We start from the raw sequence: 15,601 nt of genomic DNA on the forward strand, positions 1-15,601 counted from the left end.
TTATTTTTTAAGTTACTAATACATCATGATTGAACTTCGTAACGTATCAAAGTGGTACGGCTCCTTTCAAGTGCTGACTGATTGCAGTGCAACGATCCAGAAGGGAGAGGTGGTAGTTATCTGTGGACCATCAGGCTCAGGTAAATCGACTTTAATTAAGACAATTAATGCATTAGAGCCATTTCAAAAAGGTGAAATATCGGTTGATGGAGTCCAGTTACATGACCCAAAAACTAACCTACCCAAGCTACGCGCTAGAGTGGGTATGGTATTTCAGCACTTCGAGCTTTTTCCACATTTAAGCGTTTCAGAAAATTTAACGCTTGCGCAAATGAAGGTGTTAGGAAGAACCACCGATGAAGCAAACACGCATGGGCTTAAGTATTTAGAGCGTGTGGGGTTGCTAGCACAGAAAGATAAATTTCCAGGCCAGTTATCCGGCGGTCAGCAACAGCGCGTTGCCATTGCCAGGGCTTTAAGTATGGACCCCATAGTGATGTTATTTGATGAACCTACTTCTGCCCTGGATCCCGAAATGGTCGGTGAAGTTTTGGATGTGATGGTTAAGCTTGCTAACGAAGGCATGACAATGTGCTGCGTTACACACGAGATGGGTTTTGCTAGAAAGGTGAGTCATCGTGTGATCTTCATGGATCAAGGGCGCATCGTTGAAGACTGCAGCAAAGCTGAATTTTTTGATAATCCTGAGGCTCGCTCACCAAGAGCAAAAGAGTTTCTATCAAAAATACTGGCCCATTAGCCTTTAGCAAAGTCACCCATTAGTTAGTAAGCTGTTTTGGTTTTGGGCGCTTTCCAGTTTGAGCTATTAGCTCCATTTCTTTGCCTTTGCGCAGAATCGTGAGCTTGGCGTCATTGCCTGGACTAATTTGAGCAATTTGATTCAGTAGGCTCCGCACATCCTTAATTGGATTGCCGTTTACCGTAATCAGCACATCTCCTGGCTTTATCCCTCCACGTGCTGCAGGGCCATTCTCAAGCACGCCAGATATGAGAACGCCTTCAGTATTGGCAGGCAGTCCTAGGGACTCTGAGAGCTCTATGGAGAGGTTCTGAGGCTCGACTCCTATCCACCCCCTAGTAACGCTGCCATTGGCTAGGATGGACTCCATGACTTGCTTAGCAAGATTGACGGGGATCGCAAAGCCAATGCCCATAGACCCGCCATTATTTGAGTAGATCGCGGTGTTTATGCCAATCAGATTCCCGCGAGTATCAATCAGTGCGCCACCAGAATTTCCGGGGTTAATTGCTGCGTCGGTTTGAATAAAGTTTTCAAAGGTATTAATGCCCACGTGGTCGCGACCTAATGCAGAAACAATCCCGGAAGTGACTGTTTGGCCGACGCTAAATGGATTGCCAATTGCTAGAACCACATCGCCTACATGCACAGACTCAACTTTGCCTAGAGTAATTGGGGTAGGTAATTTCTTGGCTTCAATTTTTAATACAGCAATGTCAGTTTCTGGATCGCTACCAATCACTTGCGCTTTTACTTTTCGACCATCTGATAAAGCCACATCAATGTCATCTGCATCGCTAATAACATGATGGTTAGTCAGGATGTAGCCTTCGGGGCTGACTAAGACTCCTGACCCTAGGCTTGAACTGGGCTCTTCCTCTGGCGGCTGATCCCCAAAAAAGAATTTAAATAAAGGATCTGCAGAATTTGGGCTTCCACCCTTTCGAGTCTTTGGCTTAGCGGAGGCTTTGCTTGTAAAAATGTTGACGACCGCTGGCATTGAGCGCTTCACAGCCTCGTGATACGAACCAGGGCTCAGTTGCCCGTCATAGTTGCTTTCTTTTAGCGAGACCGTATCAACCAAAGAACCTACCCTAGACTCTGAAAGCCACTCAGGTTTTAAAGTGGCAACAATAAACAAAGCTGCCAACATCACAGTAACGGCTTGCGCAAATAAGAGCCAATATTTTTGGAGGGAAGAATACATCTGGATCGTTTTATTGGCGAATTTGTTGAATGAGGAAATCTTCCAAAGCCCTGATAGGCTCTAAGTCATCAAATAAGATTGTTTTAGATTCCGCAATCTTTTCTTTATAGGAATTTAGTAAATGTTGGTTTTGAATTAACTCTACTACCAAATCAATATAAGCACTATCCGATTGACACACAAGGTCTTCAAGCCCAATGCGATTGAGGATTGCACTAGCAAGCCGACCCCGCATTCTGCTCCCCTCAATAGTGACTATGGGCAAGTCACATATTAAAGCTTGCATCGCTGTATTGAATCCTGAAAATCCTATAGTGTCTAAATATAAGTCTGCTTTTTGCATAAGCCCATAAAACTCTTCCTTTTTAAGAAAGGGAATAAAGCGCAGAAATTGGCTGGCATCGAGTTTTGCATGAGCAAAGGCAGTCTGAAGCCGCTCTTTCAAAAGTGCGGTGAGATTTTCATCAAAGTCAAAGAAGATAAATTGACATTGGCCTAGTCTCTTGGCAATTTTTACAAAAATAGAATCATGATTTGGGTCGTACTTAGAGGGCGAGCCCGCGCATAACAGTATTGGGAGAGTCGGATCGATCCCAAGGCTGGCTAGATCAGGAGCCATCGCCACCACTTTTTCTTGTTGAATATAGGTTCCTAAGCTTGGCAACTGAACTAATGTCTCGCTATAAAGACTTTGTGCATTCTGGGGCTCTAGAAGTTTGGCTGATAGGTAGAAGTCTATTGTGGGGATACCAGTAGTTTCAGGATGACCCCAGCTAGCAATTTGAACAGGGGCTAAACGAAGGCAGGCGAGGGCCTTGCTAGTCATGTCCATGCCGATTTCTGGATAAAGCAGTACATCTAGATTCTGCTTCGCGATCACTTGAGCTGCCCTTTGAACAGAGTTACCGCAGTTGATATAGTTTGCAGTCTTCTCTTTGGCGAATTCTGTCTCGCCATCTTCTACGCCGTTGGTATTGAAGATTTGTATCTCAAATTGATCTGGGTTTAAGGACATTACCCAGCCCTTGGTGATGGCATCCCATACTGGATGTTTGCAAAAATACTGACTCACGATCCCTACCTTGATTTTTTGAGAATCTTCCGCTGTTACGGCAGACTGAATAAGGCTATTTTGAATAATCTTTGCGTGCTCTACGCAAATTTTTCCATACCGGCTCAATAGGGAAACGTTATTTTCATCTTGGTAGGCCAAATAGAAAGGATGCTTACCAAGAAGGCCCTCTATTTTTCCTGCCGCCCCTCTTTTAGAAGTCGTCCCCTCCAATATATCCAGCTGCCTTGTAAAAGTTTTCCTTGATTCTTGCAATTCTTCTTTGCTTTTGTAGACCTTAGGTATTTGGGCAATAGCTAATGCAAATTGTGCTTCGATATTTTGAGGATTGAGCTCTAGTGATTTGGCCAAATACGTTTTTGCAAGATCAGCATCGCCAGTGTCGTAATAGATTTCACCTAATAAATAGTAGGTTTGCGGATGATGTGAATTGATCTTCAATGCATGCTGATAACAATCGATAGCTGTGTTGAACTGTTTTGCTTTTTTAAGACTGTTGCCAAAATTTAAACACGCATCTAAATAGCTACTATTAATTTGCAGAGCGCGCTCAAAACATTGAAATGCATCTTGATACAGATCTAATTGAGTAAGCGCATTTCCTAGGTTATTCCATGCAGCTGATAGATTGGTATTGAGTGCCAAGGCTTTTTCAAAAAGAGGTATCGCCTTTTGGGGGCTTCCCTCTTCCAGGATGATGACACCTTGATTGCTAAAGGCTTCGGCATAGTCGGGGCGCAGTAAAAGAGCTTGTTGATAAGCGCCAATGGCTTCCAGATTTCTATCTAAACCCTTTAAAGCATTGCCGCGATTATTGTGCGTCTCCGGAATGTTGGGATTGCTGGTAATAGCTAAATCAAAACACTCTAGTGCCGATTGAAAATCTAATAATGCGTTATGTGTAAGCCCAAGATTGCTTAATGTTTGTGCTGAGTGAGGTGCCAGTTCATTTGCGCTGTTGAGAAAGCGTAATGCATTTTGGCATTCATTTTTTTGATATGCGCGGATGCCTAAAATATTTAGGACATCAACGTTCTTTACATCAAGTAAGTGCGCTTCTAAAAAAAGGCTATCTGCCTCTTCAGACTTTCCTTGTTGTAGCAATCGCAAACCATTTTGAAAAATGAGTTGCGATTGCTCCTGCGCTTCTTGATGAGAGTAATTGGACAAATTATTTTTTTAGACTGTCGCGAATTTCGCGGAGCAGCACTACATCCTCTGGCACAGGTGGGGGAGGGGGAGCATCCATCAGACGAATCTTATTAACTACTTTGACCATTTGGAAGATGACAAAGGCTAAAAGGATGAAATTGATGGAAATGGTGATGAAATTGCCATAGGCAAAGATGGGCACCCCCGCTTTTTTGAGGGCATCAAATGTTCTAGGCACCCCCTCTGGGACATGTCCTAGGACTATAAATAGGTTGGTAAAGTCGATATGACCTCCCAAAAGGGTCGAAATAACAGGCATAACGATGTCATTTACCAGGGAATCTACGATTTTCCCAAAGGCGCCGCCAATAATGACGCCCACCGCCAAATCGATCACATTGCCCTTGACGGCAAAGTCCCGAAACTCCTTTAAAACGCTCATAAATGCCTTCCTTTTAATTTAGATCCCGTTTAACCCGAGATTAACCCCATAACTTTCTTGCTTACCCCACTTTTTACTTTAAAATCCTACCTTTAAGCAATTTCCACCCATAAATACCCTTTTTAGGAATTTTGTAAATGAGTGACAAGCCCTGTATGGACAAGGATCGCCGTAACTGGTTGATCGCCACATCGGCGGTTGGTGGCGTAGGTGCAGCCGCAGCCCTTTACCCTTTTGTGGACAGTTTTGAGCCTTCTGAGCGTGCAAAAGCCGCCGGAGCTGCTGTTGAAATCGATATCTCTGGTATGCAGCCAGATGAAATGAGAATGGTGGAGTGGCGCGGTAAGCCTGTTTGGGTAGTTCGTCGTACGCCTGAGCAAGTTGCTGAGTTGTCCAAAATTGATAGCGAATTGGCTGATCCGAATTCACTGCGTGACCCATCCCAATTCACGCCTCCTTATGCCCAGAATCAGTGGCGCTCTATCAAGCCTGAGTACCTGGTAGTGGTTGGTATTTGCACCCACTTGGGATGCTCTCCTAATGCTAAGTTTGAGGCTGGTCCTCAGCCATCCCTGCCAAACACTTGGCCAGGCGGCTTCCTTTGCCCATGCCATGGTTCTACATTCGATATGGCAGGCCGTGTATTTAAGAACAAACCAGCCCCAGATAACCTTGAAGTGCCGCCACATATGTATTTGAGCGACACCAAGATTCTGGTTGGCGAAGACAAGAAGGCCTAAGGAGAGATAAATGGCATTCCAAGAAAAACAAGTCCCAGCAGACGCCTCCGCAGCCCAAAAGTTAATGGCTTGGGTTGACTCACGTCTACCCGTAACAGAAGCATTTAAGCGTCACATGAGCGAGTATTACGCTCCAAAAAATCTGAATTTTTTCTATATTTTTGGCGCATTAGCTATCGTAGTGTTGGTAAATCAGATACTGACCGGTATTTTCTTGACCATGAACTACAAGCCTGATGCTGCAAAGGCTTTTGAGTCAGTTGAATACATCATGCGTGAAGTTCCATGGGGCTGGGTGATTCGCTATATGCACTCCACTGGCGCCTCTATGTTCTTTGTCGTGGTTTATATGCATATGTTCCGTGGTTTGATCTACGGTTCTTATCGCAAGCCGCGTGAACTCATTTGGATCTTCGGTTGCGCAATTTTCTTGTGTTTGATGGGTGAAGCATTCTTCGGTTACTTGCTCCCATGGGGTCAAATGTCCTATTGGGGCGCTCAAGTGATTGTGAACTTGTTCTCCGCAATTCCATTCATTGGCCCAGATCTATCTTTATGGTTGCGTGGCGACTATGTTGTGGGTGATGCAACCCTCAATCGTTTCTTCGCATTCCACGTCATTGCAATTCCATTGGTATTGGTTGGCTTGGTTGCAGCCCATATTTTGGCTCTGCATGAAGTGGGTTCAAACAACCCAGATGGTGTTGAAATTAAAGAGAACTTAGATGCGAATGGCCATCCAGTTGATGGCATCCCATTCCATCCTTATTACAGCGTGCATGACGTAATGTATTTGGGTGGATTCCTGATGGTGTTTGCATGTATTGTGTTCTTTGCACCAGAGATGGGTGGTTACTTCCTTGAGGCAAATAACTTCGTTCCTGCGAACCCATTCCAAACACCTCCGCACATTGCCCCTGTTTGGTATTTCACTCCGTTCTATTCAATGTTGCGTGCAACTACAACGAACTTCTTGCTGCCTTTATGGATTTTTTTGGCAGTCATTCTCGGAATGTTTGCTCTGAAGAGTAAAAATCTCAAGGTGAAGGGCGCATGTGCTGCAATCGCTTTGGTATTGGCGGCTGGCTTCTACTTGTTTGATGCTAAGTTCTGGGGTGTTGTGATCATGGGCGGTTCTGTTGTGATCATGTTCTTCTTGCCTTGGCTTGATCACTCGCCCGTGAAATCTATTCGCTATCGCCCAGATTTCCATAAGTATATTTATGGCGTATTTGTAGTGAGCTTTGTGATCTTGGGTTACTTGGGTATTCAGCCACCATCACCAGTGTTTGAAAAGATTTCTCAGGTATGCACTATTTATTATCTGGGCTTCTTCTTAGGAATGCCGTTCTGGAGCACGCTTGGTAAATTTAAGCCAGTTCCAACACGCGTTACTTTTAAGTCCCATTAATTCACGCCTGAGATACTGGCAAAGAGAAATTAGGAATTAGTATGAAACAAATTCTGCAAACTTTGATGGGCGTCTGCCAAGCAACAGTATTGGTTGCGGCCCTGAGCTTTGGCGTCAATGCCAATGCAAATGAAGGTGGCTTTCCTTTAGATCAAGCCCCTAATCGCGTTAGTAACAATGCCTCATTGCAAAACGGTGCAAAGATATTTGTGAACTACTGCTTGAACTGCCATGCAGCGGCAAGCATGCGTTACAACCGTTTGCGCGACATTGGCTTGACTGATCAACAAATAAAAGACAACCTCATTTTGACTGATGCCAAAGTGGGTGATTTGATGACTATCTCGATGACACCAAAAGAAGCTAAAGCTTGGTTTGGTAAGACTCCGCCTGACTTATCAGTTGAGGCGCGTGCTCGTGGAGCGGACTGGCTTTATACCTACTTCCGCACTTTCTACAAAGACGACACGACACAAACTGGTTGGAATAATTTGGTCTACCCTAAAGTCGGTATGCCACACGTTCTCTGGCAGTTGCAAGGTGAGCGTGCTGCCAAGTTTGAAGAGCACAAAGACCCACATGACCCAAGCAGAACAGAAGAAGTCTTTGTTGGCTTTGAGCAGTTAACTCCCGGCAAAATGAGCACACAAGAGTATGACGACAATATCGCCGACTTAGTTGCTTTCATGTCATGGATGGCTGAGCCAGTTCAGTTAGAGCGTAAGCGTCTTGGTGTAGTGGTGCTCTTGTTCTTGGCAATCTTTACCCTGTTGGCTTGGCGTTTGAATAAGGCCTATTGGAAAGATATTCACTAATTGAATTTGATGGGTCCTGAGCTTAGGACTCATTAGTAAAAAGATTTAACGCTAATGTGCGTTTGTTGTATTGAAGTAGAAATTTAAGGAAATAAATTTATGATGGTGTTGTACTCGGGTACTAACTGCCCATTCTCGCAACGCTGCCGTTTGGTGCTTTTTGAAAAAGGCATGGATTTTGAAATCCGCGATGTCGACTTGTTCAACAAGCCTGAAGACATTTCAGTAATGAATCCTTACGGCCAAGTACCTATCTTGGTTGAGCGTGATTTAATTTTGTACGAGTCAAATATCATCAATGAATATATTGATGAGCGTTTTCCTCACCCACAATTAATGCCACCTGATCCAGTAGCACGCGCACGCGCACGCCTCTTCCTCTTCAATTTTGAGAAAGAATTGTTTGTGCACGTAGCCGCTTTGGAAAATGAAAAAGGTAAAGCTGCTGAAAAGACTCATGAAAAAGCGCGTTTAGCGATTCGTGATCGTTTGACTCAGTTGGCACCGATTTTTGTCAAAAACAAATACATGCTGGGTGATGAGTTCTCCATGCTTGACGTAGCGATTGCGCCATTGTTGTGGCGTCTTGAGCATTACGGCATTGATCTGTCTCGCAATGCAGCGGCTTTGCTGAAATATGCTGAGCGCATTTTTAGCAGACCTGCGTACATCGAGGCTTTGACTCCTTCTGAGAAGGTAATGCGCCGCTAAGCATTTTTAGCGGTACATGACTCGTCGGCATGTCTGACATTCCAAGTAATAAACCATATCTAATCCGTGCCCTACATCAGTGGTGCACGGATTTTGGTTTTACGCCCTTCATAGCGGTTTTTGTGGATGCTAGGGTAGAAGTGCCCATGGAATTTGTGAAGAACGATGAGATCGTTCTGAATCTTTCCCTGGAGGCTTGCCATCAGCTTGCGATAGAAAACGATTGGATCAGCTTCCAAGCGAGATTTGGTGGAATTCCAAGAAAGATCATGGTCCCGGTTACCCATGTTCTAGCCATATACGCTCGGGAGAATGGCCAAGGGATGTCTTTCCCGTTTGATCCTGCCCAGGCCCGAGATCTACATATTGCTGACTCGACCGATGGCGCCCCTGAAAAGCCCAAAACCACAAGACCATCCTTGACGATTGTGAAATAGGATAAAATATCAACCGTTGCCCCTTTAGCTCATCTGGTAGAGCAACTGATTTGTAATCAGTAGGTGGTCTGTTCGAGTCGGACAAGGGGCACCAAATTCTAAAAGCTTCTAGGTAAACACTTAGAAGCTTTTTTCATTTGCATTGGCTCTTTTGGTTAATCAATTAGAATTTTCATATGCATGCACTGATTAATAATTTGATGACCCTGGCTGTTGGCTATCTCCAAAATGGGGATTTAGCTGGTGCGGAAAAATTATTAAAACAGTCTCTGACTGTAGCTCCCAGAAATTCAGAGGCATTGCGCTTGTTGGGGGTGACGTATGCCTTCAAAAAGGATTTGCAGGAGGCATTAAAAGCACTGGATAAGGCAATCAAGATCGATCCTAATAATTGGCTAGCTCATAGCAATCGCGGCAATGTTCTGAAGGATCTAAATCAATTTGATGCGGCATTAAAAAGCTATGAAAAGACAATAGCTTTACAGCCAAATTATGCAGAGGCCTATAACAACAGGGGCAATCTTTACCAAGACCTAAAAAGATATGAGGACGCTGTAAAAAGCTATGATCAGGCGATTGCATTGCAGCCAAATTATGCAGAAGCATATAGCAATTCAGGTAATGCGCTAAAGAAATTAAATTTATTTGAACTAGCTATAGCGGCTTATCAAAAAGCGCTTGAGCTTGGGGATAAGAGTGGAATTGCCTTGTCGGGTTACTTAAGCTCAAAAATGCAACTATGTGACTGGGCCAATATTCATGAGTTACTGCGGCAATTGGCTATTGGGGATATTTCCAATAAGGAAATTTTTTATCCCTTTGATTTAATGTCTATTTGCCCTTCTCCGTCTGTGATCCAGGAGGTAATGCAGGCTTATATGTTCAAGGAGAATCCAGTTAAATCAGATTTAGGTGGGTTTGATAAAACTGTAAGAAATATAAAAATTCGTATCGGATATTTTTCACCAGACTTTAGAAATCACGCCGTCTCATTTTTGATTGCTGGATTAATTGAGGCGCACGATAAGGATAAGTTTGAGTTAATCGCCTTTTCTATGGGCGCAGATGAGTCTGATGAAATGCGCGAACGTCTTAAAGCCAGTTTTGATGAATTTATAGACGTCTCCTCCAAAAGTGATCTTCAGGTTGCCAAGCTAGCAAGAGAGATGAAAATTGATATTGCGATTGATCTTGGTGGGATTACGCAGAACTCGCGCCCTAGTATTTTTGCTTACCGCGCAGCCCCAATCCAGATTAGCTATATTGGTTATTTAGGTACTATGGCCGCCCCATATTATGACTACATCATTGCTGATGAGATCATTATTCCTGCTGAATACAGGGATGCATATTCAGAAAAAATCATCTATCTTCCAAGTTATCAGGCCAACGACCCCAAGCGCGAGATTTCAGATCGAGTATTTACGAGAGAAGAGTTTGGAATTCCAAAAGAATCATTCGTTTATTGCTGTTTTAACAATAATTACAAATTTACTCCTTCTATCCTGGATGGTTGGTCAAGGATTTTGCTGCGGGTAGATAAAAGTGCCATGCTCCTCCTTGCAGAAAGCGATACAGTTAAAAAGAACTTATTGGCGGAATTCAGTACTCGTGGAATTGATTCCTCTCGAATCTTTTTTGCTGAGCGCTTGTCTCGAGCAGAGTATCTATCTCGTTATCGCATAGCAGACTTATTTTTGGATACATCCCCCTATAATGCCGGGACTACTGCAAGTGATGCCCTTTGGGCGGGCTTACCAGTACTTACTTTTCTAGGAAAGACATTTTCGGCCAGGATGGGTGGAAGTTTATTGAAAGCCGTTGGTTTGCCTGAGTTGATTTGCAATTCTCAGAAAGCGTATGAAGAATTGGCAATAGCAATGGGTTTGAATCCGGCTCGATGTCATGCCATAAGAGAAAAGTTAGCCAGCAATCGCTTGAATACCCCTTTATTTGATATCAATGAATTCGCTCGGAGTTTAGAAAACGCACTATTGCAGGCTTATGACTTGTATCTACTTGAGACGCCTCCTAAAAATATCTCTATTCAATAAAAACTACCTTGCAAAAGCATTCTCTTGAGCTAACTAAGTTCCTCAATTTTTTAAACTTGCGCGCCTGGTTTCTGGCAAATACTTAACTGCTATTACAGCGCTAATTGCTAAAAATATAGTTGGATACCAAAGTCCAGCAATACTATTTCCCCATTGCTGGTTTAACCAAGTAACAATAAAAGGTAAAAGACCACCAATCCATCCTGCCGCTAAGTTATGCGGAAGAGTGGCTGCGCTATTTCTGGATTTAGCGGGGAATAGCTCTGCTAGTAGTGCCGTTTGTGGGCCTACTACTAGGGCGAGTATTCCTGATAGACCAATTAGCGTAAATGCGATGGCTGTTGCTGAAGCTAAGCTACCTTCATTTACCCCTACGCCGAGGGCTTCCAATAAATGAAAGGCCGGAAGAATGAATAGTGCACCTAATATCAAGCCGGTCAGTACTACCGGTTTTCTGCCCAATCTATCGGAGAGCCAGCCTGCAAAAATAGTAAGCGGTAAGAGAGCAATGGTGGCATATATGCTGAGTTGATCAACCAGTATTGCTGGAATCTGCACTGTTGTTTTTAGAAAGATAGAGGTGTAGACCTGTACGCAGAAAAATAAGATTGCACCGCTTGAGGAAACGCATAGAAAAAGTAACAACATCCTTTTCCGTATTTCTGGATCCTTAAAGTTATTGAGTAATTGCGATTCTGTTTTATGACCTTTTTCGATTAACTCTAAAAACACAGGTGTTTCTTCTAGAGCCATCCTTGCTTTAAAGGCGATTAGCAAAAGCGCAATCGAAATCCAAAATGGCACACGCCAGCCCCAAGATTGAAATTCTTCTGGTGATAACTGGCTTCTGAGGAATGCAATTTGCAAGGTGGAAAACAAGATGCCAAGAGGACCCATGAGTTGGAGGAAGCTAGTCTTAAATCCCCTGTACTCATCACCAGCATGTTCGGTGAGGTAGACAGCACTGCCGCCGATTTCACCGCCAGCAGAGAGTCCTTGAAGTAGGCGCAGAGCAACCAACAGAATGGGTGCCCAAATACCTACTTGGGCATAAGTAGGTAAAAAGCCAACGCTCACAGTTGCTATCCCCATCAATGCAATGGTGATCATGAAAACCGGTTTACGGCCGATCCGATCGCCCATAGAGCCAAATAGGGCAGCTCCAATGGGTCTTACTACCATTCCAACGCCAAAAGTCGCCAGGCTCGCTAAAAGGGCTGTATTGGGGTCTGTTGAGGGAAAGAAGAGCGGTGCAAAAACCACTGCCAAGGTTGCAAATGTCAGGAAGTCATACCACTCTAAAAAGGTTCCAAAACAGGCTGCAATAGCAACTTTTCGATAGGAATGGGAATTCGGATATGACATTAAGTTATTGATTATATTAAGTTTATTGTTGTCTTGGAATATATTTGTTGCATAGCAGCAAAAACTTCTTGATTTGTCATATTCCTTCAGTTACAGTTTGATGGTGCAGTGCAATATTTAAGGTATCTACAGTTTTTCATCTCTTAAATCGTGCGCTTAATTGACTAGTTGTACCACTTAATTTCTGGAGAAATACATGAACCAAGATCAAATCACCTCTAAATTGTCCCAAATTAATAGCAAAGGCCTTGAGGCTACATTTTCTTTGAGCGAAGCTGCTTTGGAAAATGCTCAAAAATTAGCTGAACTGAACTACGCTGCTTCCAAAGATGTTTTGGTTAATGCTCAAGACGGTATTCAACAAGTTTTGACAGCGAAAGATCCTAAGCAAGTTGCTGAGATGTTAAATACTGAAACTTTGCAGTCTGCTGGTAACCAAGCTGTTGCTTACCAAAAGAAAGTTAGCAAAGTAATGCGCGATAGCAATAAAGAATTTGTAAACGTAGTTGATGCCAGCATCGACCAGTTGCAAGATGGCTTCCAAGATTGGATCAACACTGTTGCTGCTAATGCACCTGCTGGTTCAGAAACTTTCTTGTCTTCATTCAAGACTGTATACGGTAGCGCATTGCAAGGTTTTGAACAGTTCCGCGCTGCTAGCAAAGAAGCTTTTGCTACTGCAGAAAAAACTGCTGATCAAGCAATGGAAACTGTACAAGGTCAAATCGCTCAAGTTAAGAAAGTTGCTACACCTGCATCACGTAGCCGTAAATCAGCTTAATTGCTTACTGACTCAGATTATTGATTAAGTAGTCGGTATTAAAAAACCCCGCTTGGTGCAAACTAAGCGGGGTTTTTATTTGTCTAAATTATTCGAAATCAGACGAAGACTCAATCAGGGGCGGAGATAGATTCTTACTGGGCTTCACGCCTAGTTCACGAACCTTTTCGGCTGAGCGGATGAGATTGCCTTTGCCGGTTTTTAATTTATTGAATGCATCGTGGTAGCTCGTTTGCGCTTGATCGAGACGTTGGCCAAGCTTCTCAAGATCATCTACAAAGCCAACAAACTTATCGTAAAGGTTGCCACACTGTTTTGCGATTTCTAATGCATTGCGATTTTGATGATCCTGTCGCCATAGATGGGCAACTGTTCGCAGAGTGGCCATAAGAGTGCTTGGACATACCAACACAATATTTTTTGCCAGAGCTTCTTGATATAAGTTGGGTGCGGTCTTTAATGCCAGTAAGAATGCAGGCTCTATCGGTACAAACATTAAAACAAAGTCTACTGAACCCACTCCATAAAGCGAGCTATAGTTCTTTCCGGATAGGCCTTGAATATGCTGACGCAGTGATTGGATATGCGCAGCCAACTCTTGCTCAGCAACTACAGGGTCAGTAGTTTCAGCATGGCGGGCATAGGCCGTTATGGACACTTTGCTATCTACAACCAGACTTCTACCTTCAGGTAGTTTAATCACGACGTCAGGCTGTAGGCGTGAGCCATCAACTTGCGTGTGGCTGTCTTGCACAAGATACTCTTCACCCTTGCGTAAGCCGGAGGACTCAAGGATGGATTCCAATACCAGCTCACCCCAGTTACCCTGAACCTTAGAGTCTCCTTTTAATGCCTGAGTTAAGGAGCGCGTTTCATCTGACATGCGCAGATTGAGATTAGCCAAGCGCTCGATTTCACTTTTGAGAGCATGACGCTCACGAGCTTCATTGCCATAAGAGGCGCTAACTTGCTCTTTAAATTCCGTAAGCTTAGTTTGCAGAGGTTTTAATAGAGCATCTAGACTAGCAGCATTTTGTTCGGTAAAACGCTTTGACTTGTCTTCTAGAATTTCGTTGGCTAAATTTTTGAACTGATTTGTCAAAGCCTCTTTAGCTTCATTAAGTGATTCAATTCTGCCTAGACCTTGTTTGCGTTCAGAATCCAACTCTGCCTCTAGGCGAATCGCGTTTTGTAATGCTTGGTCACGTTCGGTACGCAAGCTGAGCGCTAGAGCAAGATCTGTTTGGGCTTGTAGCTCAACGCGAGCAAGGGTAGAGCGCAGGTTTAACGCATAAACTAAAAGGCCTGCACAAACTCCAAATGGCAGGCCAAATAGTAGAAGAGAGCTTAAATCAAAGGTCACAGCTTCAAAGTCTCAGCGAAAAACTTGATTAAGCTTTGACGAGTTTTTGAAGTTCACCAGACTGGAACATTTCAGTCATGATGTCAGAGCCACCAATAAATTCACCATTGATATAGAGCTGGGGAATTGTTGGCCAATTTGCGAACTCTTTAATGCCTTGACGAATACCAGCATCTTCCAACACGTTCACGGTATGGAGATTTTCAACACCGCTAGCGCGCAAGATATTGATGGCGTTTCCAGAAAAGCCACATTGTGGAAACTGCGCAGTTCCCTTCATAAATAGTACAACTGGGTGGCTAGTGACGATTTCTTTAATTTGAGCTTGTGAGTCCATATATTCTTTCTACTAAGTTTTTACTGAGACAGTCTTATTGCAAGGACAGTTTAAAAATAAGGTTTTATTGATTTTAAGACTTAATGTAAAAAAAGGTTATTTCAACCTATTTTCTGCCTGAGACGACACGGTGATGGCCGCCTAAATCCAAATGGGTTTGAATATCCTGAAAGCCCGCTTGCTTCATGAGGGCTACAACCGCTTCTGATTGGTCAAAGCCATGCTCAACCGCAAGCAGGCCATTGGGACTTAGATGGTGTTTAGCGCCTGAAATAATGTTTTCTAAGCAGGTGAGTCCGTTGCCATGATCAGTTAGGGCGGAAATTGGCTCAAAGCGCAAGTCACCCTGGCTTAGGTGTGCATCTTGGGATGTGATGTAGGGTGGATTACTCAAAATGACATCATAAGAAGCGCTAGCTTCTATCGCCTCATACCAGCTTCCCTGAAAAAACTGTACTCGAGACTCCATATTTAAGAGCTTGGCATTTATTTTGGCAATATCTAGGGCTTCTATGGCTTGATCGGTTGCAGTAAGTTGCGCGTCTGGAGCTTCATGCGCAATGGCTAAAGCTATGGCACCCGAGCCCGTCCCTAAATCCAGAATTTTGGTCGAAGTATTTAAGCGTTTGATTTCACGCAAACCAATCTCCACCAAGAGCTCAGTTTCGGGACGCGGTATCAACACTCCAGGAGCAACATAAAGCTCAATATTGTGAAAGCCTCGTTTGCCGATTAAGTAGGCAATCGGCTCGCCCTGAATTCTCTTAGATTCAAGTATTTTCCACTCTTCAAGCGCCTTTGCATTGAGCTCTAGATCATCGCGAGACAGCAGGGCAGAGCGTGGAAGTTGGTAATGCTTTTCAATGACATAGGCCATTAGAATTTTTGCCTCAGCAGGGGAGAGTGCTGAATCGCTCAATAAAGAACGTAGGCTCAAATCCTGATTCACGGTTT

General features: G+C 43.7%; 15 protein-coding genes and 1 tRNA gene. 9 read left to right on the plus strand and 7 right to left on the minus strand.

What is annotated here, in order from left to right:
- Positions 1–25 precede the first annotated feature (25 nt).
- A complete protein-coding gene (locus VC188_RS02035; RefSeq protein WP_323482855.1) occupies positions 26–760 on the plus strand; it encodes an amino acid ABC transporter ATP-binding protein in 735 nt (244 codons plus the stop codon).
- A 19-nt stretch (positions 761–779) separates the two neighbouring features.
- On the opposite strand, the gene VC188_RS02040 is transcribed toward VC188_RS02035, so the two are convergent.
- Genes VC188_RS02040 through mscL form a run of 3 tightly spaced genes read right to left on the minus strand, consistent with a single transcriptional unit; the run spans position 780 to position 4,633 of the window.
- Positions 780–1,967, minus strand: a complete 1,188-nt coding sequence (locus VC188_RS02040) for a Do family serine endopeptidase (protein WP_323482856.1) — start codon at positions 1,965–1,967, stop codon at positions 780–782.
- A gap of 10 nt (positions 1,968–1,977) precedes the next feature.
- A complete protein-coding gene (locus VC188_RS02045) occupies positions 1,978–4,209 on the minus strand; it encodes a tetratricopeptide repeat protein (RefSeq protein WP_323482857.1) in 2,232 nt (743 codons plus the stop codon).
- Between the two features lies 1 nt (position 4,210).
- Positions 4,211–4,633, minus strand: a complete 423-nt coding sequence (gene mscL, locus VC188_RS02050) for a large conductance mechanosensitive channel protein MscL (RefSeq protein ID WP_215321324.1) — start codon at positions 4,631–4,633, stop codon at positions 4,211–4,213.
- A gap of 137 nt (positions 4,634–4,770) precedes the next feature.
- On the opposite strand from mscL, the gene petA reads away from it, so the two are divergent.
- From petA to VC188_RS02085, 7 genes are all read left to right on the plus strand, one after another.
- Positions 4,771–5,373, plus strand: a complete 603-nt coding sequence (gene petA / locus VC188_RS02055; RefSeq protein ID WP_072584012.1) for a ubiquinol-cytochrome c reductase iron-sulfur subunit — start codon at positions 4,771–4,773, stop codon at positions 5,371–5,373.
- A 10-nt stretch (positions 5,374–5,383) separates the two neighbouring features.
- Complete coding sequence (locus VC188_RS02060) at positions 5,384–6,784, plus strand: cytochrome b (RefSeq protein ID WP_215321325.1); 1,401 nt, start codon at positions 5,384–5,386, stop codon at positions 6,782–6,784.
- Positions 6,785–6,825: 41 nt separating this feature from the next.
- The gene (locus VC188_RS02065) at positions 6,826–7,599 is read left to right on the plus strand and encodes a cytochrome c1 (protein ID WP_371816837.1); all 774 of its coding nucleotides are present in this window, start codon (positions 6,826–6,828) and stop codon (positions 7,597–7,599) included.
- Positions 7,600–7,698: 99 nt separating this feature from the next.
- Positions 7,699–8,310 carry a glutathione S-transferase N-terminal domain-containing protein gene (locus VC188_RS02070; RefSeq protein WP_028819209.1) on the plus strand — a complete coding sequence of 204 codons (612 nt, stop codon included), beginning with the start codon at positions 7,699–7,701 and terminating at the stop codon, positions 8,308–8,310.
- 29 nt (positions 8,311–8,339) lie between these two features.
- On the plus strand, positions 8,340–8,747 hold the full coding sequence (locus VC188_RS02075) for a ClpXP protease specificity-enhancing factor (RefSeq protein ID WP_215321326.1): 408 nt from the start codon (positions 8,340–8,342) through the stop codon (positions 8,745–8,747).
- A gap of 18 nt (positions 8,748–8,765) precedes the next feature.
- Positions 8,766–8,841: transfer RNA gene (locus tag VC188_RS02080), tRNA-Thr, on the plus strand.
- An 82-nt stretch (positions 8,842–8,923) separates the two neighbouring features.
- Entirely contained in the window at positions 8,924–10,801 is a 1,878-nt protein-coding gene (locus VC188_RS02085; protein WP_323482858.1) for a tetratricopeptide repeat protein, read from the plus strand.
- A gap of 42 nt (positions 10,802–10,843) precedes the next feature.
- On the opposite strand, the gene VC188_RS02090 is transcribed toward VC188_RS02085, so the two are convergent.
- Positions 10,844–12,166, minus strand: a complete 1,323-nt coding sequence (locus VC188_RS02090; RefSeq protein ID WP_323482859.1) for an MFS transporter — start codon at positions 12,164–12,166, stop codon at positions 10,844–10,846.
- A 196-nt stretch (positions 12,167–12,362) separates the two neighbouring features.
- On the opposite strand from VC188_RS02090, the gene VC188_RS02095 reads away from it, so the two are divergent.
- Complete coding sequence (locus VC188_RS02095; RefSeq protein ID WP_072583423.1) at positions 12,363–12,947, plus strand: phasin family protein; 585 nt, start codon at positions 12,363–12,365, stop codon at positions 12,945–12,947.
- Positions 12,948–13,035: 88 nt separating this feature from the next.
- Here the strand turns inward: VC188_RS02095 and rmuC are convergent, their stop codons facing one another.
- From rmuC to prmC, 3 genes are all read right to left on the minus strand, one after another.
- A complete protein-coding gene (gene rmuC / locus VC188_RS02100; protein WP_323482860.1) occupies positions 13,036–14,310 on the minus strand; it encodes a DNA recombination protein RmuC in 1,275 nt (424 codons plus the stop codon).
- A 28-nt stretch (positions 14,311–14,338) separates the two neighbouring features.
- A complete protein-coding gene (grxD, locus tag VC188_RS02105; RefSeq protein ID WP_072583421.1) occupies positions 14,339–14,647 on the minus strand; it encodes a Grx4 family monothiol glutaredoxin in 309 nt (102 codons plus the stop codon).
- Between the two features lie 106 nt (positions 14,648–14,753).
- The gene (prmC, locus tag VC188_RS02110; RefSeq protein WP_323482861.1) at positions 14,754–15,584 is read right to left on the minus strand and encodes a peptide chain release factor N(5)-glutamine methyltransferase; all 831 of its coding nucleotides are present in this window, start codon (positions 15,582–15,584) and stop codon (positions 14,754–14,756) included.
- Positions 15,585–15,601 lie beyond the last annotated feature (17 nt).

It is taken from the genome of Polynucleobacter sp. MG-28-Ekke-A2, assembly GCF_035012985.1.
Classification (GTDB): Bacteria; Pseudomonadota; Gammaproteobacteria; order Burkholderiales; family Burkholderiaceae; genus Polynucleobacter.